At 69.0% G+C, this 25,522-nt stretch carries 24 protein-coding genes; 12 read left to right on the forward strand and 12 right to left on the reverse strand.

What is annotated here, in order from left to right:
* The first annotated feature begins 2 nt into the window (after nt 1–2).
* Complete coding sequence (locus tag ACAM57_RS08785) at nt 3–641, forward strand: Crp/Fnr family transcriptional regulator (protein WP_240650779.1); 639 nt, start codon at nt 3–5, stop codon at nt 639–641.
* A 41-nt stretch (nt 642–682) separates the two neighbouring features.
* Here ACAM57_RS08785 and ACAM57_RS08790 read toward each other — a convergent pair whose 3' ends face one another.
* From ACAM57_RS08790 to ACAM57_RS08815, 6 genes are all read right to left on the reverse strand, one after another.
* Entirely contained in the window at nt 683–1,465 is a 783-nt protein-coding gene (locus ACAM57_RS08790; protein ID WP_126024442.1) for a Crp/Fnr family transcriptional regulator, read from the reverse strand.
* 86 nt (nt 1,466–1,551) lie between these two features.
* On the reverse strand, nt 1,552–6,285 hold the full coding sequence (locus ACAM57_RS08795; RefSeq protein ID WP_369661377.1) for a beta strand repeat-containing protein: 4,734 nt from the start codon (nt 6,283–6,285) through the stop codon (nt 1,552–1,554).
* Between the two features lie 107 nt (nt 6,286–6,392).
* The gene (locus ACAM57_RS08800) at nt 6,393–7,811 is read right to left on the reverse strand and encodes a CsgG/HfaB family protein (protein WP_369661378.1); all 1,419 of its coding nucleotides are present in this window, start codon (nt 7,809–7,811) and stop codon (nt 6,393–6,395) included.
* 28 nt (nt 7,812–7,839) lie between these two features.
* Complete coding sequence (locus ACAM57_RS08805; RefSeq protein ID WP_369661379.1) at nt 7,840–8,424, reverse strand: hypothetical protein; 585 nt, start codon at nt 8,422–8,424, stop codon at nt 7,840–7,842.
* 56 nt (nt 8,425–8,480) lie between these two features.
* Nucleotides 8,481–8,762, reverse strand: a complete 282-nt coding sequence (locus tag ACAM57_RS08810) for a hypothetical protein (RefSeq protein ID WP_369661380.1) — start codon at nt 8,760–8,762, stop codon at nt 8,481–8,483.
* Complete coding sequence (locus ACAM57_RS08815; RefSeq protein WP_369661381.1) at nt 8,759–10,105, reverse strand: EAL domain-containing protein; 1,347 nt, start codon at nt 10,103–10,105, stop codon at nt 8,759–8,761. The genes ACAM57_RS08810 and ACAM57_RS08815 overlap by 4 nt, the downstream gene beginning before the upstream one ends.
* Before the next feature lie 675 nt (nt 10,106–10,780).
* On the opposite strand from ACAM57_RS08815, the gene ACAM57_RS08820 reads away from it, so the two are divergent.
* Nucleotides 10,781–11,389, forward strand: coding sequence for a trimeric intracellular cation channel family protein (locus ACAM57_RS08820; protein ID WP_369662415.1), 609 nt, complete (start codon nt 10,781–10,783; stop codon nt 11,387–11,389).
* Nucleotides 11,390–11,399: 10 nt separating this feature from the next.
* On the opposite strand, the gene ACAM57_RS08825 is transcribed toward ACAM57_RS08820, so the two are convergent.
* Nucleotides 11,400–12,812: an MFS transporter gene (locus ACAM57_RS08825; RefSeq protein ID WP_369661382.1), complete on the reverse strand. Its 1,413-nt coding sequence runs from the start codon at nt 12,810–12,812 to the stop codon at nt 11,400–11,402.
* A gap of 139 nt (nt 12,813–12,951) precedes the next feature.
* Here ACAM57_RS08825 and ACAM57_RS08830 point away from each other — a divergent pair, with 139 nt between their 5' ends.
* On the forward strand, nt 12,952–13,872 hold the full coding sequence (locus ACAM57_RS08830) for a LysR family transcriptional regulator (protein ID WP_184641601.1): 921 nt from the start codon (nt 12,952–12,954) through the stop codon (nt 13,870–13,872).
* Here the strand turns inward: ACAM57_RS08830 and ACAM57_RS08835 are convergent.
* Nucleotides 13,869–14,831, reverse strand: coding sequence for a LysR substrate-binding domain-containing protein (locus ACAM57_RS08835; RefSeq protein WP_369661383.1), 963 nt, complete (start codon nt 14,829–14,831; stop codon nt 13,869–13,871). The genes ACAM57_RS08830 and ACAM57_RS08835 overlap by 4 nt on opposite strands.
* 187 nt (nt 14,832–15,018) lie before the next feature.
* Here ACAM57_RS08835 and ACAM57_RS08840 point away from each other — a divergent pair, with 187 nt between their 5' ends.
* The 5 genes from ACAM57_RS08840 to ACAM57_RS08860 all read left to right on the forward strand — a co-directional run bounded on the left by ACAM57_RS08840 (nt 15,019) and on the right by ACAM57_RS08860 (nt 18,401).
* Nucleotides 15,019–16,347: an MFS transporter gene (locus tag ACAM57_RS08840; protein ID WP_126024452.1), complete on the forward strand. Its 1,329-nt coding sequence runs from the start codon at nt 15,019–15,021 to the stop codon at nt 16,345–16,347.
* Between the two features lie 13 nt (nt 16,348–16,360).
* Entirely contained in the window at nt 16,361–16,888 is a 528-nt protein-coding gene (uraD, locus tag ACAM57_RS08845; RefSeq protein WP_369661384.1) for a 2-oxo-4-hydroxy-4-carboxy-5-ureidoimidazoline decarboxylase, read from the forward strand.
* Nucleotides 16,889–17,005: 117 nt separating this feature from the next.
* A complete protein-coding gene (locus ACAM57_RS08850; protein WP_369661385.1) occupies nt 17,006–17,527 on the forward strand; it encodes a hydroxyisourate hydrolase in 522 nt (173 codons plus the stop codon).
* Between the two features lie 28 nt (nt 17,528–17,555).
* A complete protein-coding gene (gene uraH / locus ACAM57_RS08855; RefSeq protein WP_369661386.1) occupies nt 17,556–17,891 on the forward strand; it encodes a hydroxyisourate hydrolase in 336 nt (111 codons plus the stop codon).
* Between the two features lie 21 nt (nt 17,892–17,912).
* Complete coding sequence (locus ACAM57_RS08860; RefSeq protein WP_369661387.1) at nt 17,913–18,401, forward strand: nucleoside deaminase; 489 nt, start codon at nt 17,913–17,915, stop codon at nt 18,399–18,401.
* A 9-nt stretch (nt 18,402–18,410) separates the two neighbouring features.
* Here ACAM57_RS08860 and ACAM57_RS08865 read toward each other — a convergent pair whose 3' ends face one another.
* Complete coding sequence (locus tag ACAM57_RS08865; RefSeq protein ID WP_369661388.1) at nt 18,411–18,785, reverse strand: VOC family protein; 375 nt, start codon at nt 18,783–18,785, stop codon at nt 18,411–18,413.
* A gap of 152 nt (nt 18,786–18,937) precedes the next feature.
* Between ACAM57_RS08865 and ACAM57_RS08870 the strand changes: the two genes are divergently transcribed.
* Both ACAM57_RS08870 and ACAM57_RS08875 read left to right on the forward strand, forming a co-directional pair.
* Nucleotides 18,938–19,972 (forward strand): diguanylate cyclase, encoded by a 1,035-nt coding sequence (locus tag ACAM57_RS08870; RefSeq protein WP_369661389.1) that lies wholly within the window; start codon nt 18,938–18,940, stop codon nt 19,970–19,972.
* A 345-nt stretch (nt 19,973–20,317) separates the two neighbouring features.
* Nucleotides 20,318–21,304, forward strand: coding sequence for a cupin domain-containing protein (locus ACAM57_RS08875; protein ID WP_369661390.1), 987 nt, complete (start codon nt 20,318–20,320; stop codon nt 21,302–21,304).
* Nucleotides 21,305–21,520: 216 nt separating this feature from the next.
* Here ACAM57_RS08875 and ACAM57_RS08880 read toward each other — a convergent pair whose 3' ends face one another.
* The 3 genes from ACAM57_RS08880 to ACAM57_RS08890 all read right to left on the reverse strand — a co-directional run bounded on the left by ACAM57_RS08880 (nt 21,521) and on the right by ACAM57_RS08890 (nt 23,390).
* Nucleotides 21,521–22,447 (reverse strand): alpha/beta fold hydrolase, encoded by a 927-nt coding sequence (locus tag ACAM57_RS08880; protein ID WP_126024460.1) that lies wholly within the window; start codon nt 22,445–22,447, stop codon nt 21,521–21,523.
* A gap of 102 nt (nt 22,448–22,549) precedes the next feature.
* Nucleotides 22,550–22,849, reverse strand: a complete 300-nt coding sequence (locus ACAM57_RS08885; RefSeq protein ID WP_369661391.1) for a hypothetical protein — start codon at nt 22,847–22,849, stop codon at nt 22,550–22,552.
* 184 nt (nt 22,850–23,033) lie between these two features.
* Nucleotides 23,034–23,390, reverse strand: a complete 357-nt coding sequence (locus ACAM57_RS08890) for a hypothetical protein (protein WP_369661392.1) — start codon at nt 23,388–23,390, stop codon at nt 23,034–23,036.
* A 239-nt stretch (nt 23,391–23,629) separates the two neighbouring features.
* Here ACAM57_RS08890 and ACAM57_RS08895 point away from each other — a divergent pair, with 239 nt between their 5' ends.
* Together ACAM57_RS08895 and ACAM57_RS08900 are read left to right on the forward strand one after the other, a co-directional pair.
* A complete protein-coding gene (locus tag ACAM57_RS08895; RefSeq protein ID WP_369661393.1) occupies nt 23,630–24,433 on the forward strand; it encodes a DUF1295 domain-containing protein in 804 nt (267 codons plus the stop codon).
* Between the two features lie 73 nt (nt 24,434–24,506).
* The gene (locus tag ACAM57_RS08900) at nt 24,507–25,511 is read left to right on the forward strand and encodes an alpha/beta fold hydrolase (RefSeq protein ID WP_369661394.1); all 1,005 of its coding nucleotides are present in this window, start codon (nt 24,507–24,509) and stop codon (nt 25,509–25,511) included.
* Nucleotides 25,512–25,522 lie beyond the last annotated feature (11 nt).

A 25,522-nucleotide genomic window follows, 5' to 3' on the forward strand; every position in this document is an offset into this window, starting at 1 on the left:
TGATGGCGAGTCTGCCGCTGGCGGAGCGCACCAAGCTCGGCGAGTCCACCCGCCTGCATTCCTACAAGCGCAACGAAGTCGTGTTGGCCGCCGGCGATTCGACCGACCAGATCTACTGCGTGGCGAGCGGCTTGCTGCGCGTGGTCTCGTTGAACCAGCGCGGCGACACGGAGATGACCACGGAGTTCATCGGGCCCAACGACTTCTTCTTCCATCTGTCGATGCAGGAAGACAGCTACTGCTCGAAGAAGACGCTGGTTGCCGCACTGCCTTCGTCGGTGTACCTGATTCCGGTCGGGGAGATGCGCAGCCTCTGCAAGAGACATCCGGAAGTGGCGCTCGGCCTGCTGGGCCTTGCGATGAAGCGCATGAGCACGCTGCGGGGCCAGTTCCACCGCATCTCCGTGCACACGGCCGAAGACTCGGTGCTTCGCGTGCTGCAGCAGCTCACGCGGCTCGCGCCCGCGGGTGAGCAAGGCTATGACAAGCGCATCACCCAGTCGGTGATCGCCTCTTATTCGGGACTGTCGCGCGAGGTGGTCAACAAGACCATGCGCGACTTCGAACTGCGTGGCCTGGTGCGCCGCGACGATGACGGCGTGCACGTCGCCAACGATTTCGCGACGACCGACTTCGCCTGAAGGAAAGCCCGGCGTTCGCATTCGCCGCCGGGCGCACGTTCTCAATCCTTGCCGGGTTCGGCTTCGCGCCGCGTGCGTGGCAGGTCGAAGAATTCCGGCGGCAGCATCGGGTCGTGCTGCCGCGGCTCGACCGAAGACAGGTTCTGCTCCAGCGGCAGCAGGCCGCCGAAGTCGGTTGCGGCGAAGTCGGGCTGCACATGCACGCCGTGCTCGTCGCGCCGCACGAGGCCGCGGCTCTCCATGTCGCGCATGGTCTTGTTGACCACCTCGCGCGACAGTCCCGAATAGGAGGCGATCACCGATTGGGTGATGCGCTTGTCGTAGCCGCCAGTGCCAGCGGGCGCCAGCAGCGTGAGCTGGTGCAGCACGCGCCCCACCAGGTCCTCGGCCGAGAGCGCGGAGATGCGGCGCAGCTGGCTGCGGATGACGCTCATGCGCTTCATCGCAAGCCCGAGCAGGCCGATGGCCACTTCGGGGTGCGCGCCGCAGATGCGGCGGATGGCGGCCACGGGCACCAGGTAGACGGCCGAAGGCAGCGCGGCGACCAGCGTCTGCATGGCCTGGTAGCGGTCTTCGGTGAATGAGGGGCTCAGGAAGAAGTCGTCCTGGCGGATGAAATCGGTGGTGACGTCGCTGGCCTGCGCGCTGCCCCTGCCGTGGGCGACGACACGCAGCAGCCCGCTGGCCACGCAATAGATGCGGTCGGTCCAGGTGTCGGCCTCCAGCACGATCTCGTTGCGCCTGAATGAGCGCAGCTCGCAGCTCTGGACGAGCGCCGCTCGCTCCGCCGGCGGCACGTTGGTGATGAGGGGATGCAGGTACATGGTTCGCGCGAATGCCCGGCCCGGAGGCGGGCGGAAAAAGCCCCGGCAGGGCGCGCAGCGCACCGGCCGGGGCAAGGGGGCGACGCTCAGCGGGCCGAGGCGATCGTCGACACGGCGGAGTTGCCCACCGCGGTCGCCGTCACCTGGTTGCCTGCCGCGCGCAGCGTGCTGCCGGCGGCCGCACCGGTCACGCCCACGCCGTAGTTCACGGCGGTGGCGGTCGCGGTGATGGCGCCGCTGTTGGTCTGGTAGTTGCCCACCGCGACCGTCGGACGGTTGGCCGCCGTGGCAGCCACGGTCACCGCGTTGGTGGCCGAGTTGCCGTAGGCCTGCGCGGCGACGGTGTTGTTCGTCAGCGCGGCGGTGCCGTTCGTGATGCCGGGCGCCGTGCCGGCGGTCACGCCGTTGAGCGCGACCTGGTACGTGCCGCTCGCGCTGGCCGTCACGTTACCCGTGTTGCCCTGCGTGTTGAGCAATGCCGCCGTGGCCTGCGTGGCCTGCATCGCGCCGCCGGCCGAGCTGCCCGCGACCGGCGATGCCGCGGCGTAGCCGCTGCCTGCCGACACGTTCAGCGCGTTGCTGGCTGCGTTGCCGCGTGCCAGCGCCGTGGTGCTGTTGCCGTCGATGGTGATGCCGCTGTTCAGCGCCGCGGCCGTTGCCGGCGAGGTGCCTTCGAGCTTGAACGTGGCGGACGTCGAGGCGTTGGCCGACACGGCCGCGCTGCTGGTCTGCGTGTTGTTCAGGCCGGCGCTCGCGCCCAGCACCGCGGCGCCGTTGAGCGCCACGCTGTTGTCGGCGCGGTTGGCCGAGGCCTCGGCGGTCGTGCTGTTGCCGGTGATCGTCGCGGTGCTGTTGGCCAGGCCCGTCGTGGCCGAGGCCGTCTGGTCCTGGTTGTACAGGCGCGTCGTCGCGGTGCTGCTCACCGAGGTGGTGGCCGACTGGGCGTTGTTCAGCACGTTGTCGCCCGTGGCGGTGCCTGCCCCCAGCTGCGCGTTGGCGGTGGCGCCGGCCGGCGTCGCGTTGGAGGCCTTCACGCTCAGCGTGTTGGTGACGTCGTTGATCACGCCCAGCGACACGTTCTTGTTGCGCGACAGATCCACCGACGAGGCCGACACCGCGCCCGGTGCGTACAGCTCCAGGTCGGAAGCCGCCGAGACGGCCGCGTTGCCCGACTGCGCCGACGACAGGGCCGTGGTGCTCGACACGTTGGTGCCGCTCAGGCTCAGGCTGTTGGTGGCCGTGTTCGCCACGGCGCTGCCGCGCTGGCTGTTGTCGGACACGCTCAGCGTCGAGCCGGAGATGGCCGCGCCGGCGGTCGCGTCGATGGCGTAGGTGCCGTAGACGCTGGTCGACAGCGTCGCGCCGCCCGTGACCTGCTGCAGGTTCGACACCGTGTGGTCGGCCTGCGCGCCGGTCGCACCGAGCGCAAGGCTGCCCGCGCTGGCCGTGGTCGCGGCACCGCCCGAGGCGATGGTGTTGCCGGTGACCGAGGCGCTGTTGGTGGCGCTGTTGCCGGTGACGGCGGCGCTGCTGCTGTTGCCGTTGACGGCAAGCTGCGAGCCCGTGACGTTGCCTCCCACCGTGACCGTGACGCCGCTTTGGTTCGGGATGGCGGCGACGGCCGACGTGCCGGGGATGGTGGCGCCGAACGGGACCGACTGTGCGTTGCGCAGGTTGTCGTAGGTGGCGGTGGTCACCGTGCCCAGGATGCTCGCCGGTGCCGTGAGCAGGCCGGTGTTCGCGCCGGTGCCGACCGTCCAACCGTTCGAGGTCAGGTAGGCGATCTCCTGCGAAGTCAGGCTCGACTGAAGTACGCCCAGCGTGCCGCTGGTGATGGTCGTGTTGCCGCCGAGTGTGCTGCCGCCAAGGGCATCAGGGTCCAGCACATGAGCGCTGTACGTGAACGGCGTGGCAGGCGACGCAGGCGTGCCCGGCGTGCCGGCCTGGCCCGCGAGTGCCTGCACCGAAGCGCTGCTGTTCTGTACGTTCTGCACCGCGCTGGAGGTCGACAGGCCGTTGCCCGCGAGCGTCAGGCCGTTGGCGGCGCTGTTGGCCGTTGCGGCCGCGCTGGCGCCGTTGCCGTTCGATGCCACGCTGGAGCCCGTCACGTCGCCGCCGATCCGGGTGCGGATCTGCGAAGCGGTCGCGCCCGGGGCGTCTTCGGAGCGCAGGGAGGCAGTGAGGCTGCCCGAGGCGTTCTGCACGCTCTGCACGCTGAAGGCCGCATCGGCGATGGCCGTGCCGCCGTTGCTCACGGCGCGCGGCTGTGCGCTGACGGTGGCCAGCGTGTTGCCCGACACGTCGAGGGTGTTGCCGCTCGCGCGGTTGCCGTAGGCCAGTGCCTGCAGCTGGTTGCCCGAGGTCGCGACCGTGGATGCGGCCACGTCGTCCTCGATGGCCGTGTTCACCACGTTGCCGCCCGAGGCGGTCGCCGTGACGACCGAGCCGGCGGCGTTCTGCACGCTGGTGAGGTTGCCCACCGATGCCGCGCCGGCCACGGTGGCTCCGGTGCCCAGCGCCAGCTTGGCGGCGTTGGTCGCGTCGTTGCCGTAGGCGGCGGCGACGAAGGCGTTGCCCTGGTTCGACACGCTGCTGCGGGTGACGCTGCCTTCGATCAGCACCGTCTGCGCGCCCACGGGCAGGAAGCCCGTGCCGTCGGCCACCGCGCTCACGGCGCCGGCGGCGGTCTGGTTGCTCAGCAGGCCGTAGGCTGCGGTGATACCGGCCGAGCCGGCTGCGGGCACAGCGACCGAGGCGGGCGCCTCGGAGGGAGCCACGGTGGCGCTGTTGGCCGTCACGTTCAGGCTGTTGGCCGCCGAGTTGCCGTAGGCCACGGCGCGCTGCAGGTTGTTGGTGAGCGCCACGGTGCTGTCGGTGGCGTGCGTGCCGAGGTAGGCCGCGGCGGTGGAGCCCGCGAGCAGGGCGCCGACCGGCGAGCCGCCGTCGGTCACCTGCACGTTGGCCACGCCCGCGCCGGAGCCGACGGTGGTGCCGGTCAGCGACAGCGCATTGCCGGCGCTGTTGCTCACGGCCACCGCTTCCTGTGTGTTGCCGCCCACGGTGAAGCTGCTGCCGTGGATGGTGTCGCCGCCGGTGCCGCGCGAGTCGCCCATCAGGCCGACGACGGAACCCACCGTCTGCGCCGAGACCGGTGCCGAGTAGTTGCCCTGCAGGTTCGTCACGGAGGCCGCGCCGGATGCGGTGACGTTGCCGTCGGGCAGGCTGCCGCCCGACAGCACGGCGGTGGAACCCGAAAGCGGCAGCGCATTGGCCGCGAGCGCGAGGCTCTGGCTGGCGTTGTTGCCATAGGCGGTGGCGGCCGAGCGGTTGCCCGTGACCGAGACGGCGCTGGCGTTGTTGGTGCCATCCTCGGAGCCGGTCATCGCGCCGATGACGCCCAGGCTCGAGAGGGCGCTCACGCCGCCGTTGTAGTTGCTCTGCTGGTTGGCCAGCGCGGCGGTCGCGGTGAACGCGGCGGCATCCTTGCCGCTGAGGATCGCGTTCGACGCTGCGTTGCCGGTGGCCGAGGCGGTGGCAGCGTTGTTCGCTACGGTGACCGCGCCGCCGTCCACCGACTGCACGGCGGCGATGACGCCCGAACCCTGCGTGGCGGCGGAGAGCGACACGCCCACGTTGCCCTGGCTGCTCGACACGGCGAGGTCGGCGGCAAGCGTGCTCGACAGGCTGCCGCCGTTGTAGGCGCCGGTGTTGGCCGTCGCGCCGCCCGAGCCTGAGACCGACACGCCGTCGGCCAGCACGATGCGGTTGCCGGCCGTGCCGGCGGTGGCGCCGAGGGCTTCATTGCCCGTGGCGGCGCTGGAGATGGTGTTGCCCTGGACCGAGAGCGAGCCCTTCAGCGTATTGGTGTCGCCTGTGGCGTTGCCGCCGATGGAGGCGATCACACCGTCGCCGTTGGCCGAAGCCGAGTGCGTGACCGGCGTGGCCGACTGGTTCACCTGCTGGTTGGAGACGACGGCCGAGCCGGTGAAGGCCGGCGCGCCGCCCGACTGCACGCTGATGGTGCTGTTGGCGGTGTTGCCCTTGAGCGTGGCGGATACCGTGTTGCCGTCGAGCGCCGGTGCGGCGGCAACGCTGTTTTCGCCGTCGGCGGTCAGCGTGAGCGTCACCGTGTTGCCGCTGGCCGAGGCGGAGGAAGCCCCGCCGGTGCCCTGCTGCACCGAGGTCGCGACCAGGCTGCCGTGCGCCGCGCTGCTGGAGCCGGCAGGCGAGTAGCTCAGCGTCACCGAACCGGGGCTGGTCGATGCGTAGTCCACCGGCACCGTGCCGGAGATGGTCGACGAGCCGCTGTTGATGGTGGTGCTCGCCGAGATGGTGTTGGCGGTGTTGACCGCGCCGCCGCTGGAGAAGCCGTCGAGGTCGACCTTCACCGTGTTGCCGGTGGCGCTGCTGGAGACCACGCCGCTGTTGGTCTGCACGCCCAGCGATGCCGCGCCTTCGGCGGGCACCGGGCCGGTGCCGCCCGCGAGCGACAGGTCGACGGCGTTGGTGAATGCATTGGCCGTGGCGCCGGCCTTCACGCTGTTCTGCGTGACGGTGTTGCTGCCGCCGGTCTGCGGGCCTGCGGTGGTGATGTCGATGACGCTGCCGGCGGCTGTGGCCGTCACGGGCTGCGTCTTGTCCTGCACCGACTGCACGCTCTGGTAGGCCGTGGTGTTGACGGCCACCGTGGGAATGGTGGAGACCGTCGTGTCGGCCGCTTGCGCGCCGCCGGCCACGAGCGTGGCCAGCACGGCCAGGCCGATGCTGCTGAGCGGCGCGCCGTTGGCGCGGCCGCGCGGGTTCTTGCGGTTCTTCTGCATGGTTCTTCCTTTGATGAATCTGGAAAAAAGACTGGGTTCGATGAAAAGCGAAATGACGGACGTCGCGTCGTCCTGGGATTGAAGACTTCGTGGTGCCTCTCGGTGACTTACTTCCCTCCGGTTGCGTTCTCCTCACGGACCGGACGGGCCGGCCCACCCCTCCCCGCGCCCTGGACGCGGAGCTTGGCGATCTCCTGCAGGCCGGGGCCGTCGCGGTGGATCGACGTGTCGGCCTTGTCTGGACGCCATGTGACGCTGATGCCGCCGGGCGCGAGGCCGCGCGATGCGAGCGCGGTGGTGACCACGCCGATGCGCTGGTCGGTGAGCAGGTCGCGCTTGCCGGCGTCCCAGTTCTCGGTGTCGCGCGCCACCAGCACCACCTCGGTGGGGGCCTTGGCCGCGGCCGCCGCGATCTGGTCGATGAGGTTCAGCGTGCCGCCGGTGAGTGCCGCCGCGCCGAACTCGAACGGGATCTGCAGGCTGGTGCCCGTGAGGCTCGCGCCCGTCTGGCTGGCCGCGTTGACGGCCTCGCCCTGCTGCACCGGCGCGCCCGAGGCGTCGACCAGCGGGTTGGGCACCTTGCGCATCTGCTCGGCGGGCGTGAGGGTCAGTTCGCCCGTCATGCGCATGCCCAGGCACGGGTTCGGATCGACCTTGGACACGGCAGCCACCAGACGCACCACGCCTTCCTCGAGCGCCGCGCGCACGCCCATCTGCACCGGTTCCTGGCCCTTGGCGCCCACGTCGATGTCGTAGAGCTTGCTGCCGAAGAAGCGGAAGACGTTGAAGCCGACTTCGTAGCCGTTGAATTGCTTCGTCAGGCTGATCGTCTTCACGATCATCAGCGTCTTGGTGTCGACGATGCGCAGGTCGATGCCTACCGACTGGCTGAAGGTGCGCGCCTTCACGCCCACCTGGTTCACGCCGATCTCGGCGCCGCCGGAGTTGATGTTGTAGTTGAGCTCGGTGATGCCGCCGACGATGAAGTAGTCGGACTTGTTGATCGAGCCGCCGAAGTACGGCAGCCATGGCACCGTCTGGCCGCCGTTCGGGCCCGCGAGCTGATGGGTGCGGCCGTCGCCGAGCTGGCGGCGGTCGGCATAGCCGAGTTCGCGCTCGGCGATCACCGGGTCGAAGCGCTCGGCCACCTGCACCGCGCCGCCGAGCTTGCCCAGCGCCGAATACACCATGAGCGCGCCGCCCTGCGTGATGGCGTTGCCTTCGTTGATGCTGTACTTGCCGGTGTAGTCCTTCACGTCGCCCACGGTGATGACGATGGGCGGGCGCTGCGTTGCGGTCATCGCGGACGCCACGTGATCGCCGAAGCAGGCGAGCACCGCCTCCATGGGCGTGACGTTCTCGCGCACGGCGGGGCCGAGCACCACGGGCGCTTCCTTCGGCGCCATCTGCTGCTGCGGCGCGACGACGCAGCCGGCCAGGCTCATGACGGCTGCGGCTGCAACCAGTCCGCGCGATGCGGCTTTTTTTCCGAGCGGCAACGCGCGGATCGACTTGAATGCGGTCATTCCTTTTTCTTCCCTGTCGGTTGGGTGGTCAGTTGAGTGCGCCGAAGGCGCAGGCCGTGCTGCCGCTGATGCTTGCGCTCTGGCTGCCGGTGTTGGTCTGGTTGGAGTTCAGGGCCTGGCTCGACCAGCCCTGCACGTTGCTGGTGGTGGAGCCGATCACCGCGGAGCCCACGGCGCCGCTGTTGGCCTGGCCCGTGCTCACCGTGCCGGTGCCGCCGACGCCCGTGCTCGAGTTGCCGGTGGAATTGGCCGACGCGCCGCTGGTGCCGGGCGAGTTGGCGGTGGTGCTGTTGGTGCCCTGGTTGCCCTGCGCGGTCGAGGTGACGTCGCAGTTGTATTGCTTGCCGACGTAGTTGTTGGTCGTGTAGTTGGCCGCGCCGTACGAGCCGGCCTTCTTGCGCTGGATCATGTCCTGCACCGCCGCCTGGTTGGCCTTGTCGGCGGAGGTCTGGAACTGCCAGGCGCTGTTCTCGCCGACGTTGTTGGCAGAGGCGCACGCGGCCGCGACGGCGAGCAGCATGCACAGCGCGGCGCGTGCGGCGTTCGAGGAAAGAGAGCGCGCGGCGAAGGAGGGCGACGCGCCGCTGGGGGCCAGGGCAAATTGGATTGGCATGGGAGTCCTGCGTAGGGAAATGGGAAAGACGGGAACCGGGTGTGAACGCCTGAAGCTCATGCGCGCATCGCCCGTTGCACGGGTTGGGGAAAGCCGGGCCATGCGAGCAGCTCGCCGCTCTCGTTGGTTGCTTCGTTGCGCGATGGCGAAGCCGCCCCGGGCGCGTGCAATGCGGCTTCGAGCGCGCGGTACTGCGCGGCGGCGATGAGGTCGTGCTCGCTGGCATCGGGGTCCTGCGGGCCGCACTCCTGCATGAGTTCCAGCACGGCGCGCTGCATCTGCAGCAGGTCGGTGCTCAGGCGCGCGAGGCGCAGCTGCATGTCGGCGGGAATGCTCATGGCCTGCCTCCGTCGCGGCCGATGCCGTAGCCCTGCAGCCATTGCGCGCCGGCGTGCGATGCGATGTGCACGTCGTCGTCGCGCTCCACGCCGTCGACCACCACGTGCGGCGCGAAGTGCGCGCACATCGCGAGCATTCCGCGCAGGCATTCCCGGCCGAACTCGTTGTCGCGCGCGCGGCGCAGCAGGGCGGCGTCGAGCTTCACGATGTCGGGCCCGCAGGCCTGCACGGCCGCGAGGTTGTCGGTGCCGCTGCCGAAGTCGCGGATGGCGATGCGGCAGCCGCGCAGCTGCAGCTGCACGCAGAAGTCGTGCGCCGCCTCGAGGTCGGGCAGCGCGGCGCTGTCCGCGATCTCGATCACGAGCCGCGAGGCCAGCGCGGGCTCCCTGTCGAGCACCGCGAGCAGCGAGGCCCACCAGTGGTCGACCTGGATGCCCTGCGCCGAGATGCTCACGCCGATATGCGCCGAAGGCTGCAGCCGCAGCGCGGCCACGGCGCGCCGCATCACGGTGCGGTCGAAGGCGCGCGTGAGGCCCAGGCGCTGCAGGCAGGGCATGAAGACTTCGGGCAGGAGCGAGGCCGCTTCGCCGTGGCTCGGCGCGATGCGCGCACGGCCGGTGCGGTAGAGAGTGGTCGCCACGCTGCCCGGGTGCACCACCGGTTGCCACGAGAACGAGAGGTCTTCGGCACGCAGTGCTTCGCTCACGCGCACGGCGACGTCCATGTCGGCGCGGTAGAGCTGGCGCCAGCCGTCGGCTCGGCTCTCGCGCGAGTCGGGGAAGGGCTGCGCGGTCCACAGAGTGAGCTCGATCTCGGAGGCGCCGAGCTGCTGCGGCGAGCGCACGTCGATCCAGTCGGCATGCAGCTGCACCAGCGCGGCGATGCCGCCGGCCCGCACGGGCTCGGCGCCGAGCACCGCGAGCAGCGTCTCGATGGAGCGGGAGGCATGCGGCGCGTCACCTCGATCGCGCATGCCGTGAGCCGCGCAATCGAATGCCTCGTTCTCCCACAGCAGGAAGCAGTCGTCACGCAGCCGGGCCATGTCGGACGAGGGCAGCGAGATGAAGTTGGCGCACAGCCGGCGCTGCACTTCGAGGCTCGTGGCGGACGCGAAGTCCTGCCCGTAGGCCTCGACCAGATGCGGCAGGTTCGCGATGAACACGAAGGCGCAGGCCCTGCGAGCGGCGATGCGTTCCGCAGCCGCGGTGGAGTTCCGGGCCACGGGCTCGGCATGCGGACCATGTGCGCCGTGAACGCGGCTTCCTGCGGGCGTGCGCTGCGCCCAGGCGGCGGGCCGGTGCGTGCCTGCAGGCCAGGCGGTCGGTGATGAGAGAGCGGCCATTTGCGTCCTCGATCGAATTTCTTTTGCTCGAACCCGGTGAAGAGAGAAGAAGGAGGCCGCGCTTCTTGCGGCAGCACTTCTCCATCCCGCGCCGCGGCGCAGGATCAAGACGGAAGACAGGAAATCACCGGACGAGCGAAGGCATCACGCGACACGCACCCCTTCGAGGAGTGCCGGCGATCGGCTATCGGGTCACGGGAGAGAGGGCGTGCGGTTCGCGCGAGAACTTCGGCGCGGCACGCGGGAACGGCTAGGTGTACGGCATGGACGTGGCCTTCGGCTCAGCGGGGCCACGCGTTCGTGCGGCGGACCCGCGAACCGCATTCAGCGGCTCGTACGTTCGGTGGAACGAGGGTCTGCAGGCCATCACGTGCAAGCTCCGGAGGACAGTTGTGAAACAAAATGAATACTACGGATTGCAGTAGGAGGCCGCATTCGCTTTCGGACGGCGAATGTGTGCCAGTTCACATTTGTCAACATGACCACCGGAGATCGCAGTCTCTGGGTGGAAGCGGGCTTTGGAAGGCGGGTCCGGCCTGTCCTCGGGAACGTGCCCGGCACTCGCATGCAGAATGCCGGGCACCGATCTTCCAAACCTTCTCTTCACACCGACCGATGGAACATTCCGAGCGAGAAGAGCCAGGCGGGGCGCCGACACCCGCATCGGCGGAAGCCATGCTGCTGTATCTGTTCGATCTCGCCGGAGTTGCCGTGTTCGCGGTCAGCGGCGTGCTGGCCGCAGGCCGCGCGGGACTCGACTGGCTGGGCGTGCTGGTGATCGCCTCCGTCACCGCGGTGGGGGGCGGAACCCTGCGCGACCTGCTGCTCAACCGCCATCCGGTGTTCTGGATCAGGGACGTGCGCCATGTCTACGTGATCCTCGCGGCGACCGTGGCGAGCATCGCGTGGGTGCACTTCACACCGATACCGGAGCACGCGCTGGCATTGGCCGATGCGCTGGGACTGGGGCTCTTCGCGATCACCGGGGCGCAGATCGCCGAAGAGCGGCGGCTGCCGGCGGTCATCGTGACACTGGTCGGCACCATGACCGGTGCAGCCGGCGGCCTGATGCGCGATGTGTTCACCGCGCATGTTCCGCTGCTGCTGAGCAGCGGCATCTATGGTTCTGCCGCCATCGCGGGCATCGCCGCCTATCTGCTGCTCCAGGCCGCGGGAGCGAGCAGGCGCTGGGCCTTCCATGCGGGCGTGGTGCTGATCGTGGCGCTGCGCGTGGGTGGCATCTACGGCGGCTGGCACCTGCCGCTGCTGCAACTGCCGGCCTAGGGCTTCCTGTTCACGAGAGCCGCGGCCTTGCAGGGCTCCTGAGCAGGCTCACCACGCTCCCCGCCAGGGCAGCCAGCGCCGCGATCGTGAGCCCCAGGTGCACGGCACTGTGCGAAGGCAGTACCCCGAACACCAGGCTCATCGCCAGGCTCCCGAGCGTCAGCCCGGTGAGCCGCGCGGTTCCTTGCGCTCCACCGGCCGCGCCGCTGCGTTCCTTGGGCGCCGAGAGCAGCATGTTCTGGTTGTTGGGCGTCTGGAAGAGGCCGAAGCCGAAGCCGGCGAGGCTGGTGAAGAGCGCGATCGGAAAGGCCGGGTCGCCGTGTATGGGCCACAGCGCGCACAGCGCCAGCCCGGTTGCGAGAAACGCGCTTCCCGCCGCGCAGAGCCATGCGGTCGGCACCCGCCGCGCCAGGCGTGCCGACAGCGGCGCGGCCAGCATCACCGCCAATGGCCAGGGGGTCATCAGCAGGCCGGTGGCAGTTGTGCTCTGGCCGAGTTCGTGCTGGATGTAGAAGGGCAGTGCCACGTAGCTCGCCATCTGGCCGGTGAAGCAGAAGACCGAAGCGATGACGGAGATGCGGAACGAGTGCACGCGCAGCAGGTCGAGCGGGACCAGCGGCGCCTTCTTCGCCATCTCGCGGCGCACCAGCAGGACCATCGAGGCGATCGCCACGCCGAGCAGCGCGCCGCCGTGCGGCAGGCTCGACGGCAGCCGGTCGCTGCCGAGCACGAAGGCGGCGAACATGATCGCGTTGAGCGCGATGCTCCAGAGGTCGATGCTGTCCTTGGTCGACTCGGGGCGCGGCAGCTTCGTGCAAGCGGCGAGCACAAGGAGGCCGATGGGCAGGTTCACCGCGAAGAGCCACGGCCAGCTCGCCGCCGAAAGAATGAATGCGCCGATGGAAGGCCCCGCCGCCGTGGCGCCCGCAATGGCGAGTGCGTTCCAGCCTATCGCACTCGCCAGCAGCCGGCGTGGATAGGTGAAGCGCAGCAGCGCCAGGCCGAGCGGCATCACTGCCGCCGCGCCCAGCCCTTGCAGGCATCGCGCGGCGACCAGCCATGGCAGCGATGGAGAAAGCGCGCACAGCACCGACGCCGCGGTGAACAGCGCGACGCCGCCGGCGAACACTCGGTGATAGCCGAGTCGCGCGCCGACGGCGGAAGCAGGCAGCAGGAACATCACGACCGCGAGCTGGTACGCCGTGATGATCCAGACCGCATCGGCAGGCGTCGCCTGCAGTTGCCGGGAGATGCTCGGTAGCGCCACGTTGGCGATCGCGCCGTCGAGCACCACCAGGGTGCCCGCGCCGAGGATGGCGGCGACGGCCGCGATGCGCCGGGGCATCGGCAGGCCGCCGGCATCGTTCGCTGCCTCGGTCCCGATGGAAGAAGTGCTGGAGCGGAGTGAAGGAGAGAGGAGCATGGGAGTGGCCTTGATGGAAGACGCTCGATTGCGTCGGCCCAGAATAGGTCGCGAAGACGCGCCGGCCCAGAGCGTGGCGCGCAGGTTGTTCCTGCATGCGGCGCCTGCCTGGACCCGCGCGCCTGTGCTAGCGTCGGGCATGCAAGACGCCGATCTCAACCTACTGACCGCGCTGAACGCACTGCTTTCAGAAGGCAACGTGGCGAAGGCCGCCGAGCGCATGGGCCTGAGCGAATCGGCCATGAGCCGCACGCTGGCGCGGCTGCGGGAGGCCACAGGCGATCAACTGCTGGTGCGCGCCGGGCGCGGGATGGTGCCCACGCCGCATGCGCTGGCGCTGCGCGATCGCGTGAGAGACCTGGTGCAGGAGTCGCACGCGGTCCTGCAGCCCGCCGACGCGTGCCTGGACCCGCGCACGCTGCAGCGCCTGTTCACCATACGGGCCAACGACGGCTTCATCGAGGCCTTCGCGCATGTGATGGTGGCCCGTGTCGCGAAGGAGGCGCCCGGCGTTCGCCTGCGCTTCGCGCCCAAGCCCGACAAGGACGTGCGCCCGCTGCGCGAAGGCCTGATCGATCTCGACGTCGGCGTGCTGGGCGATTCGGCGGGGCCGGAGGTGCGCGTCCAGGCGCTCTATCGGGACCGCTTCATCGCCGCGGTGCGCGAAGGCCATCCGCTGCTGGCCGAGGCCGGGATCACGCCCGAGCGCTATGCCGCCTGCGACCACGTGGTCATGTCGCGCCACGGCCGCAAGGAAGGGCCGGCGGACGTGGCTCTCGCGGCGATGGGGCTGGCGCGCAACGTCGCGGTCACGGTGCCGAGCTTCGGTGCTGCTCTGTCGATCGCGGCGGCGACCGATCTTGTGGCCTTGGTACCAGCCTCGTATTTCGAGCGACTGAGGGCTCAGAGCAGGTTGCGCTCGTTCCCGCTGCCCATGCGCACGGAGCAGATCACCATCTCGCAGATGTGGCATCCGCGCATGGACCGCGATCCCGCGCACCGATGGCTGCGCGGCATGGTGCTGGAGCTGTGCCGGGGCCTTGCGGAAGGCGAAACCTAGTCCGCAGCGGGCTCGCTCGTCGCACCGGGCGCCGACTGTGCCAGGTGCCTACCCACCGTCGACAGCAGCCCGCGCAGCCAGCGATGCGCGCCCTGGTGCTGCGAGCGCTCGTGCCACAGCTGGTAGAAGCGCATGCGCGGAAATCCTTCGGGCGCGGGCAGGTTCACCACCGGCAGGCTGCGCGTGAACTGCTCGGCGAAGTGGCGCGCGGTGGTGAAGACGAGGTCGCTCTCGGCCACGAGGTAGGGGGCCATTGCGTAGTAGGGCACGAAGACGCGTGCGTCGCGGGTCTGCCTGAGCCCGGCGAGGTGGCTGTCGACGACCGCGCGGTGCGACTTGGCGAAGGGCGTGGGCACGACATGGGCGGCCGCCAGGTAGCGCTGCAGCGTCATCGCGCCCGGCGCGGCCAGCGGATTGGTCGGGCTCGTCATGCAGACCAGGTCGTCCTCGATCAGCAGAGACAGGTGCATGCGCTCCGGCGGCAGCGGCCAGTTGCCGATGACGATGTCGAGCTCGCCCTGCGCCAGCGCGCGCTCGTAGTCGTAGCCGGGAGTGAGGGGGTGGATCAGCAGGCGTGCCTGCGGCGCCTCGGCGCGAAAGCGCGCCACCGCCTCGGCCATGAAGCTCGCGGCCAGGTAGTCCGGCGTGGCGATGGTGAAGGTCATGGTGCTGGAGCCGGGCTCGAAGCGCTCGGGGCCGGCCAGCATGCGGTCGATTTCTCCGAGCACCTCGCGCGCGCTGTCGCGCAGCTGCAGCGCGCGGGCGGTGGGCACCATGCCGCCGCGCTCGCGCACCAGGATCGGGTCGCCGAAGGCGTCGCGCAGGCGCCGCAAGGCCGCGCTGACGGCCGGCTGCGTCTGGTTCATGCGGACAGCCGCGCGAGAAACGCTGCGCTCGGCCACCAGCACCGCCAGCACGCGCAGCAGATGGATGTCGACAAGGTCCTGGCTTCTCGTCATGTGTCTAGGGGTTCGACCGGATGGCGCACCCTCGCGGGGCGCGACCTATCGCTCTGGTTTATGCCGCACATTCCGCGCGCCGTGCGCGCGGCGGGACCATTGTGCCTACAGTGCCCCGGCAGGCGGCGTTCCTTCTCGGCGATGGAGCCGATCGCGAAGCCCCACACCAAGGACCTGGAGACAAAGCATGACATCGACAACCACGGCGGCCGCACCCGCCCGGCCTTCCGACACCCCGTCCGAGCTGGACGGGGTCTACCGCAAGATCATCTGGCGGCTCATTCCCTTCCTGATGCTGCTGTGGGTGCTGGCCTGGATCGACCGGGTCAACATCGGCTTCATCAAGCTGACGATGCTCGACGAGCTCAAGTGGAGCGAGGCGATGTACGGCCTGGGCGCGGGCATCTTCTTCCTGGGCTACTTCTTCTTCGAGGTGCCAAGCAACCTGCTGTTGCAGCGCATCGGGGCCAAGAAGACCATCATGCGCATCACCATCGGCTGGGGCCTGACCTCCATCGCCACGATGTTCGTGAAGACGCCGGAGATGTTCTATTTCCTGCGCTTCCTGCTGGGCGTGTTCGAGGCCGGCTTCTACCCCGGCATCATCCTGTACCTGACCTACTGGTTTCCCAATGACCGGCGGGCCAAGGCCTTCGGCATGTTCATGTCGGCCTCGGCCTTCGCGGGCGTGATCGGCGGGCCGCTGGCCGGCGCCATCATGACCGGCATGCACGGCGTGAACGGCTGGTCGGGCTGGCAATGGGTGCTGCTGCTCGAAGGCATTCCCTCGGTCATCGCAGGCTTCGTCACGTACTTCTACCTGACCGACAGGCCCGAGCAGGCCCGATGGCTCACGGCGCGCGAACGCCAACTGGTGCATGAAGACCTCGAGCGCGACGGCCGCTCGCTGGGCCAGCGCGAGCACAGCATGCTGGCTTCGCTCAGGAGCGGGCGCATCTGGCTGCTGATCCTGATCTTCTTCTGCATCATCGCGGCCAATTCCTCGCTGACCTTTTACGGTCCCACGCTGGTCAAGGAAGTGGGCTTCACCAGCCCGGTGACGGTGGGCTGGATCATGGCCGTGGCCTACCTGTGCGGCGCGGCCGGCATGATCTGGAACGGCTTCCACTCCGACAGGCAGCAGGAATCGCGCTGGCACTGCGCCCTGGCCGCCGCGCTGGGCGCTGCCTCGCTGCTGGTCGTGGCGCTTTTCCTGGGGCACAGCGCGCTGGCTGTGCTTGTTGGGCTCACGCTGGCCATCGTCGGCACCATGAGTGCCATTCCGGTGTTCTGGCAGATGCCCAACCGTTTCCTGGCCGGCACCGCGGCCGCCGGCGGCGTGGCGCTGATCAACTCCATCGCCAACCTCGCCGGCTTCGGCGCGCCCTGGATGCTGGGGCTCATCAAGACATCCACCGGCAGCCTCTCGCCCGGCCTGTACGTGGTGGCGGCGGTCGAGGTCTGCGCCACCCTGCTGATCCTGGCCTGCGTGCCTTCGCATCGCAAGCAGTCATGAAAGAGAACAACCAATGACCCTCACCGCCACCCGCCTGGACCTGGCCGCGCTCAACGCCATGGACCGCGACGCCTTCGTCGCCGCCGTCGGGCCCACTTTCGAGAACTCCCCCTGGGTCGCGCAGGCCGCGTGGGCTCGCAGGCCCTTCGCGGACACCGACGCGCTGCATGCCGCAATGCTCGACGTGGTGCGCGAGGCGCCGCACGAGCGCCGCATCGCTTTCCTCTGCGGCCACCCCGAACTGGCCGGCCGCGAAGCCCAGGCCGGCACGATGACCATCGAATCCGTCGGCGAGCAGCGCAGCGCCGGGCTCGACGCGCTCAGCCGCGAAGAGCTGGACGAGATGCAACGGCTGAACCGCGCGTACCGGGAGCGCCACGGCTTCCCCTTCATCATCGCCGTGCGCCGCAACACCAAGCAGCAGATCTTCGATGCGATGCGCACGCGCGCCGAAGCGAGCACGCAGGCCGAGCACCGCGCCGCGCTCGACCAGATCGGGTTCATCACCCGTGGGCGCATCGATGCGCTGCTGGACGGCTGAAGCCGCCTTTCCTTTCCCTCCCGACGACACGTTCCCGTTCCCGCCGGCTGGTGCGGCGCACGCACCGGCCAGGCCTTCCATCGCCCGAAAAAGGCAACAACGACAGGAGACAACAGCATGGCGAATCAAGTCGTATCCCAACCCGCGCGCAGGCAGTTCGCGCTCTCGGGGCTGGCCCTGGGCGCGGCGGCGCTGACCGCGCGCGGAGCACCCGCGCAACAACAGCCCAACGCCGCGCCGGCAGGCCCGGCCCAGGCCAGCGGCCCCATCGTGCTGCATGGCGCGAGCCCGCGCCTGACGGTGCATGCGCTTGACACCTTCCACGGCGCCGCTGCCACCGGCCTGCGCATCGATTTCTCGCGGCTGGAGGGCGGCAGCTACAGGCCGCTGCGCAGCGTCGTCATGAACGGCAACGGCCGCTCCGAAGAGCCGCTGCTGATCGGCGACAGCTACCAGGCCGGCGACTACGAGCTGCTGCTGCACGTGGACGACTACTTCGCCAGCAGGAAGGCTGTGCTGCCCATGCCGCCCTTCCTGACCAGGCTGCCGGTGCGCATCCGCGTGGCCAACGTCGCCGAGCGCATCCACCTGCCGATCCAGTTCGGCCCGTGGAGCTACACCTATTCGCGCGGCAGCTGAGCTCACCGGATTCACGAAAGGACACGACATGACCGGCATCTCGACCCACGTGCTCGACATCACCAACGGAAGGCCCCTGGCGGGCCTGCAGGTGGAGCTCTACGACATGGCGACCACTCCGCCCACGCGCCTGAACAGCACCCGCACCAACGCCGACGGCCGCACCGACGCGCCCATGCTCTCGGCCAAGGACGCGCGTGCCGGCCACTTCGAACTGCGCTTCCACGTCGGCGACCACTTCAAGGCCGCCGATGGGCTCTCGGACGTGGTGCCCGTTCGCTTCTCCATCTTCGACGCCGCACAGCACTACCACGTGCCGATGCTGTGCGCGCCCTGGTTCTTTTCAACGTATCGCGGCAGCTGACTGCCGCCGGAGCCCCTAGCGATGACCCAACCCCAACTCCAATCCGAACCCAACGCAGAGAAATACATGGTCGACGCTATCCGCCTGGCCATGCGCAACGTGCGCGAGCGCAGGACCTGGCCCTTCGGCGCCGTGCTGGTGCGCAACGGCAAGGTGCTGGCCCACGCGGTCAACGAGGTCGATGCCCTGTGCGACCCCACGGCCCATGCCGAGATGCAGGCCGTGCGCATCGCCGCCAAGGCGCAGGGCGGCACCGACCTGTCGGGCAGCGTGGTGTACGCCAGCGGCTATCCGTGTCCGATGTGCCTTACGGCGATGTACCTGGCGGGAGTGAAGGAGGTCTACTACGCCTACTCCAACGAGGACGGCGAGCCGCACGACCTGTCGGCCGAGCGCGGCTACCTGGAGATAGCGCGGCCCATCGAACAGCGCGAGATGCCCGTGCGCGCGCTGCCGGTGCGCGACGAGGGCGAGGACCTGTACGAGGCCTGGTCGCGCGTGACGCGCTGAGCTCCCGGGTCAGGCCTGGGGCTCGTTGCAGACCGCTTCGATGTTGTGCCCGTCCGGGCCGATGACGAAGGCCGCGTAGTAGTTCGCGTGGTATTGCGGGCGCAGGCCGGGCGGTCCGTTGTCCCTGCCTCCCGCCTCCAGCGCCGCGCGATAAAACGCGTCGACCTGCTGGCGGGTCTCGGCCTTGAACGCCAGGTGAAGGTGCGCCGGCTTCTCGTCGGTCTGGAAAAGGCACAGCGAGGCCTTGCTCTTCGAGGCGAGTTCGACGCCGTAGCTCGGCACGCCCTCGGAAACGACGGCGACGCCGAGCGGTTCGAGCGCCCTTAAGAAAAACGCCTTGCTCGCCGCGTAGTCGCTCACGCCGAATTTGACATGGTCAAACATGAGTTTCCTGTTGTTTCAAGATCTTTGGAGGCCGGGCGGCCCGAGGCCGGCGCAAGCATAAACCCGTGATTCCGGGGGCGCGACGCGGCCCGAAAGCCTCCTGGCGACGGGGGAACCGCTGCCGGGGCCGCTTCGCCGTCAAAATGCCGGCCATGGAATCTCTGATCGAACAACTCTCCGACTCGGTGGCTTCGGCCCGGACGCTGGAAGACCTGACCCGTCCGATGCTCGAGATGCTCGGCGCGGTGACCGGGCTGGAGTCGACCTACCTCACCACCATCGACCTCGACAAGGGGCAGCAGCACATCCTCTTCTCGCGCAATGTGCGGCAGCTGAGCATTCCAGAGGGCCTCACCGTGCCTTGGGCCGACACGCTTTGCAAGCGCGCCATGGAAGAGGGCCGCACCTACACCGGCGACGTCGCCAGCTGCTGGGGCGATTCCGACGCGGCAAAGGAGCTCGGCATCCAGACGTACGTAAGCACGCCGGTCAAGACCGAGGGCGGCGACCTGTTCGGCACCCTGTGCGCCGCGAGCTCGACGCAGCAGCCCCTGGCGCCGCATGCCGAGCCCGTGCTGCAGCTGTTCGCGCGGCTGATCGGCCAGCAGGTGGAGCGCGAGCTGCTTTACAGGAAGCTGGAGAAGGCCCATGCCGAAGTCGTCACCCTCGCGTCCACCGACGCGCTCACGGGCCTGCCGAACCGCCGCACGCTCGTCGACGGCCTGCGCAGGCTGATGGCGCAGGCCGAGCGCGACGGCACCAGCGTGCTGGTCGGCTTCATCGACATGGACGGCTTCAAGAAGATCAACGACACCCACGGCCACGACATCGGCGACGAGTTTCTCGTCGCCATGACCGCCCGCATGTCGGCCTCGCTGCGCGCGGGCGACATGCTGGCGCGCAACGGCGGCGACGAGTTCGTGGTGATCGGCGCCGGCCCCGCCTTCGATCAGGCGCCGAACGCCGCGGCGCGTTCGCTCGCCGAGCGGCTGGGCGAAAGCACCGTGGGCGAACTGCAGCTGCAGGGCGCCACGCTCGACTATCGCGGCGCGAGCGTCGGCGTGGTCGCCATCGACCCGCGCACCACCTCCGCGGCGCAAGCGCTGCGGCTGGCCGACGAGGCCATGTATTCCGTCAAGCGCGGGCGCCGCGCCGTGGCGAACCACCGGGAAACGGCTTCGGCCTGAGCGGCGCAGCCAGGCGCCGTCGCCGCCCCGGCTCGCGGCGGGGGCGGCGCGCAGCCCGGGGGAAGCGCCTCGCGATGCGGCATCGAACCTGGTGAAGATGCTGGAGCCGTCGCGCGCGCAGCCGTCGATTTCGATGGCGATGCCCTGGCGCAGGCAACGGCGCTAAGAACCACGGGACCTCTTTTTACGGCTGTGGATGAAGTCTGCGAAAGCGCATGGGAGTGGTCAGGGAGTGTTCATAAACCCGCTCCAGTATTGAACTCCAAAGTACTACTTCTGCTCGTGGGCTGCGGCCTCGCCTTCGTTCGGGGGCTGGAGTCCGGAAAGCGTTCCGGAGGTGCTGCCATGCGCTTGACCAGCATGAATTCCGTCGGGACTTCGGGGCCGGCGACATATCGGGTCTGGACCGACGACCCCGAGGGGTTCTCGACCCAGCGCATCACGCCGATGCACCACAACTTCCACGAGCATCCGCTGTTCCAGGTGCCCGAACTCGTGAAGCTCGGCATGGAGCTCTCGAAGGTGGACCAGTGCAGGTTCATGGACCCGAAGAGAACGATTTCCTCGGCGCTCTCGCACGAGGGCAGGCCGCCGGGCGGGCGCAGCATCGACGAGTTCTTCGAGCGCATGGAGGAGCCGGGCTCGTCGTGCGCCTTCTACAACATCGAAGTCGTTCCCCGCTACCAGGCCTTGCTGATGTCGGTGGTGAACTCCATGCGCGCGCTCGTGGAGCGCGAGCAGCCGGACATCTTCAGGGTGAACGGCTTCGTCTTCTTCTCGGCGCCGCCTTCCGTCACGCCCTTTCACATCGACCGCGAGAACAACTTCTGGCTGCAACTGCACGGCCACAAGATCCTCAACGTGTGGGATCACCGCGACCGCGGCATCGTGCCGGCCGACGCCGTGGAGGATTTCATCGTCACGCAGTCGCTGAAGAAGGTTCGCTTCAGCGAAGCGTTCATGCCGCTGGGGCTGGAGTTCGACGCACGGCCGGGCGATGCCATCTACTTCCCCAGCACCTCGCCCCACATGACCCGCTCGGAGGTCGGCGGGACCGGCGCCGGCGATCGCCTGTCGATCTCGATCGGCGTGACCTTCTACACCGCCGCCACGCGCGAGGTGGCCCGCATCCACCAGGTGAACCGGCTGATGCGCAAGTGCGGCCTGTCGCCCTCATACCCGCGGGAGTCGCTGGTAGCGGATGCGGTGAAGTCGGCCATCGGCGGTTTCGTCGGTGCCGGCCGCGCCCGGCTCGGCGCTGCGCGTGCGCGCTTCATCAGCATGGCCACGTCGCGGCGAATGAGGCACACGCCGCCGCCGGGGTCCTACTGAGCCTGTGTCGGTCGCGGCACCGCTTCCCCCGTGCGGGATTCGCCAGCGTCACGTTCTCGAGCGCCTTGATCCGCCACTCGCCGGCCAGCCGCGTCAGTACGGCGAGGATCAGCGTATCGACGACCTGGGGCCCCGCAGGATGTGCCGCACCTGCCGGGAGGTGGTGTCGTCTCTTCTCTGAAACCGGCGTCCGTCAGCAGGGGTGCGCAGACGGCGCTACTGCGAAGCGGCCAGGAATTTGCTGATCAACCCGACCGTAACGCCGGTACTCTCTTCCATCAACCAGTGTCCTGCACCTGGCACGACTTCTCCGCGCACATTGGTTGCCGCATTGCGCATGACGATCGCCATGTTGTCGCCGAAGGACTTCTCTCCGCCAATGGCGAGCACCGGCATGGCGAGCCTGGTCTTGGAGAACGCGATGTTGTCGGCAACGTCGTTGCTGGCGATGGTGTTGAACTGCGCGAAGGCGGCGCGCATCGCGCCCGGCTGCGCATAGAGCCTGGCGTAGTGCCGCCGCGTCGCCTCGTCGATCTTCGAAGGCGTGCCGGCAAACTCGTTCCAGAACCGGTCGAGATAGATGCGCTCCCTGCCGGCGACCAGTCGCTCGAAATCGCGGCCGCCGGCGTTGAAGTGCCACAACGCGGGCCACAGGATGATCTGGTCCCATGGCGCGACGCCGGGCACGGGCGCGTCCATCACGACGAGCTTGTCGACCTTGTCGGGGTAGCTGGCCGCATACGCATAGGCGACCATCGTGCCGATGTCATGCCCGACGACGGCGCTCTGGTCCTGCTTCAGGGCAGTCACGACCGCGCGTATGTCGGCAGCCTGCGACTTCTTGTCGTAGCCACTGGTGGCCTTCGACGATTTCCCCATGCCGCGGAGGTCCGGCACGATCACCAGGTGCGTCTTCGCGAGCTCTTGCGCCAGCGGGGCCCACATGTCGCCCGTGTCGCCGAACCCGTGGATGAGCACCACGGCGGGGCCGGCACCGCCGGAGCGGACAAAGATGCTCGCGCCATCCGCCAGGGTGACGGTCCGGGTCTTGAAGCTGCTCGGGAAGGCCGGTTGTGCTCCGGCATTGGCTGTGCACAGCACGGCAATCAACAGGGCCAATACCAGCGCAAGGCGATTCTTCATGTCGGAGCTCCACTGTCGAGGACCAGATAGGCGCGACGCATTCTGAGGCTTTGTTGCGCAGCGAGCCAACGATATTTGGTTCAAGCCGGGCGCCGGCCCCGCTCATCGCTCGCGAACCAGCCGGAAATATCGCCACATTCCCCACACGACGCCGACGGCGAGACCGATCCCGACGCTCCAGCCGGCCGGCAAGCCAAATCCGAGTGCCAGGAGCAGCATCAATCCGGCGCAGACAAGGCCGATGAAAACGAGGGTGACGAAGTCGAACCGGGCGACCGCCAGCGTGTCTTCGGCAAGGCCGCGGTCACGGTGGCCGCGCTTGTGGCGCAGACGCCGGAACAGGAAGACGTCGGCAACGAAATCGAAGATGCCGACGAAAAGATCGGCCAGGATGCTCCACATCAGGGGGCTCCATTTGCGGTGACACCCCGGAGTTCCTGCTGTTCTCATGGTGCTCCGACCAGGGTGGGCGGCGGAGCACCGGAAAATGTTACCGCCCTTTCAGCTGGGGTTGCCGCCGTAGCCGGTGTCGGTGCGAGGTCACGCAGGTGACCCGTTCGACCGATGGCGCACCGGCAATCGCGCCCTAGACCCTGAACCAGATCCTGAGCGTCACGTACAGCGCGTAACCCAGGGCGAGCACCATCCACACCATGAAGAGCACGTTGGCCCAGAATTCGCCGGGATTGGCCGCCAGGGTATAGAGCTGTCCCGCACAGCCCTTGCCGATGCATGGCACCTCTGCCCGGACCAGCGCGCGCAGCACGCCGAAGAAGAGGTAGCAGGCGATGCCGCCAGCCATCAGGAAGCCCACGGGCCCCACGATTCCCTTGGTGAGCTCGTCGTTCTCGTCGCGGTTGCCCTTGCGCAGCAGGTTCTGCCCGAACCTGTACCAGGCGAAGCCCAGCAGGAGCATCAACGAGTAGTAGAGAACGTCACGCATGTCTTCGGGATGTGGGTAAGGTCGTGGCCGACTTTAGCCGAGGCTCATCCAAAACCCGATTCGCCGCGTACACCTGTCCATGCACGCCCCCGCGCGTGTCCCCAGAGGAAAGACCAGACGCACATGCCGCAGGACATCGCATTCGCCATCCGCCGGGCCGGGAGGGGGCTGCTGCCGTTCTCCTGCTTCGACCACCGGAAGCGCCGCCCGGTAGGCCGCCATCTCTTCGAGTGCCGCGCATGAGCAGCGGCATGACCGTGGTCGCTCTTGCGGGCCTGGCGTGGACCGCATCGCTGGCGCTGCCGACCTGGGCCGTGAGCCTCGCACGGCATGACGCGAGCCTCGTCGACCGGATGTGGTCGGTCTTCATTGCGGGTGCCGGCCTCGTGTACTTCCTGCTGCTGCCCGCGCAGACCGCGCGCGGACTGTGCATGGCGGTACTGGGCACCGCTTGGGCGCTGCGGCTGTGCATCTACGTCACGTGGCGCAACTGGGGGCATGGCGAAGACCGCCGATACCAGGCGATACGCGCGCGCAACCAGCCGAACTTCGGCTTCAGGAGCCTGTATCTGGTGTTCGCGCTGCAGGCGGTGCTGGCTTGGATCGTGTCGGCGCCTTTCCTTCCGGGCATGGCGGCTGCGCGGCCGCTCGGTCCGCTCGATGCGATCGGCGGCGCGCTGGCGCTCTTCGGCATCCTCTTCGAAGCCATCGGCGACGCGCAGATGGCGCGCTTCAAGGCCGACCCCGCGAACCGTGGCCAGGTGATGGACCGCGGCCTGTGGCGCTACACGCGGCATCCCAACTACTTCGGCGAGGCCTGCACATGGTGGGGCATCTGGCTCATGGCCATCGGCGGCGCGGGGTGGGGCGGGGCGTGGAGCATCGTGTCGCCACTGCTCATGACCTGGCTGCTGCTGAAGGTCTCGGGTGTGCGCATGCTCGAAAGCGACATCGGCGAGCGCCGCCCCGCCTATCTCGACTACATGGCGCGCACCAACGCCTTCGTGCCGGGGCCGGTGCGCGGCGATCGCTCGAAGCGTTAGCCGGTGGCCTTGGCCGCCTGGCGGTGGCACCATGGCCGCGGTGAAGCCTTCGTCGAACAGATCTTCCTTGGTGATGATGCGCATCGTCTTCTGGAGCACGGCACTTCTCGCGCTGGCCGTCCTCGCGGGCGTGGTGTACGAGCAGGTCGGCCGCTACCGGGCGCAGCGGGACTTCCCCGCGCCGGGAAAGATGGTCGATGTCGGCGGCGGGCGCCGCATCCAGCTCGACTGCCGGGGCTCCGGTTCGCCCACGGTCGTGTTCGAGGCCGGGCTCAGCGTCGATGGCTCGCTGAGCTGGTCGGCGGTGCAGCCGGCCATCGCGGCGCGCACGCGGGCGTGCGCCTACAGCCGCGCGGGGCTGATGTGGAGCGACCCGTCGGGTGCGCCGATCAGCGCGAAGCAGGTGGCAAGCGATCTTCACGAGGCGCTGGCGCGAGCGGGAGAGCGCGGGCCTTTCGTGCTGGTCGGGCAGTCGCTGGGTGGACTGTTCGCCACGACCTTCACGCGGTACTTCGGCGACGAGGTGGCGGGGCTGGTTCTGGTGGACCCGTCGCATCCAGACCAGGTGGCGCGCGTCGCGGCCTACATGACGGAAACCCGCTCGCTGCGTTCGCGCGTCGCGGTGTCGCTCGCGTGGACCGGCCTGCTGAGGGCGGCGGCCCCGAGGCTGCTGCCCCGTGCGCCGAACCAGAGCGAGCGCGATGCGCGGGCGGTCCGGGCCTACGCGCCGAAGTCGATGGTCACGCAGATGGCGGAGAGCGACGCGACCGATGCCATGCTCGCCGAGGCGGGCGCCTTCCGCGACCTGGGCAGGCGTGCGCTGGTGGTGCTCACCGCGATGGCGCCGTACACCGAGGCCGAGCTCCGGGGAATGAAGATCACGCCCGCACAGGGCCGCGAGGTGCTGGCCATCTGGCAGCAGCTCCACATGGAAGAAGCGGAGTGGTCTTCGCGCGGCAGGCACCTGTCGCTGCCGAACTCCAGCCACGACATCCAGTTCGACGACCCGGAGGCGGTGATCGAGGCGGTGCTGTCGGTCGTCGAGATGGTTCGCGAGGACGAGGGCGGGCGGCGTTGAGCGCGCCGCCG

Source organism: Variovorax sp. V15, assembly GCF_041154425.1.
Classification (GTDB): Bacteria; Pseudomonadota; Gammaproteobacteria; order Burkholderiales; family Burkholderiaceae_C; genus Variovorax; species Variovorax guangxiensis.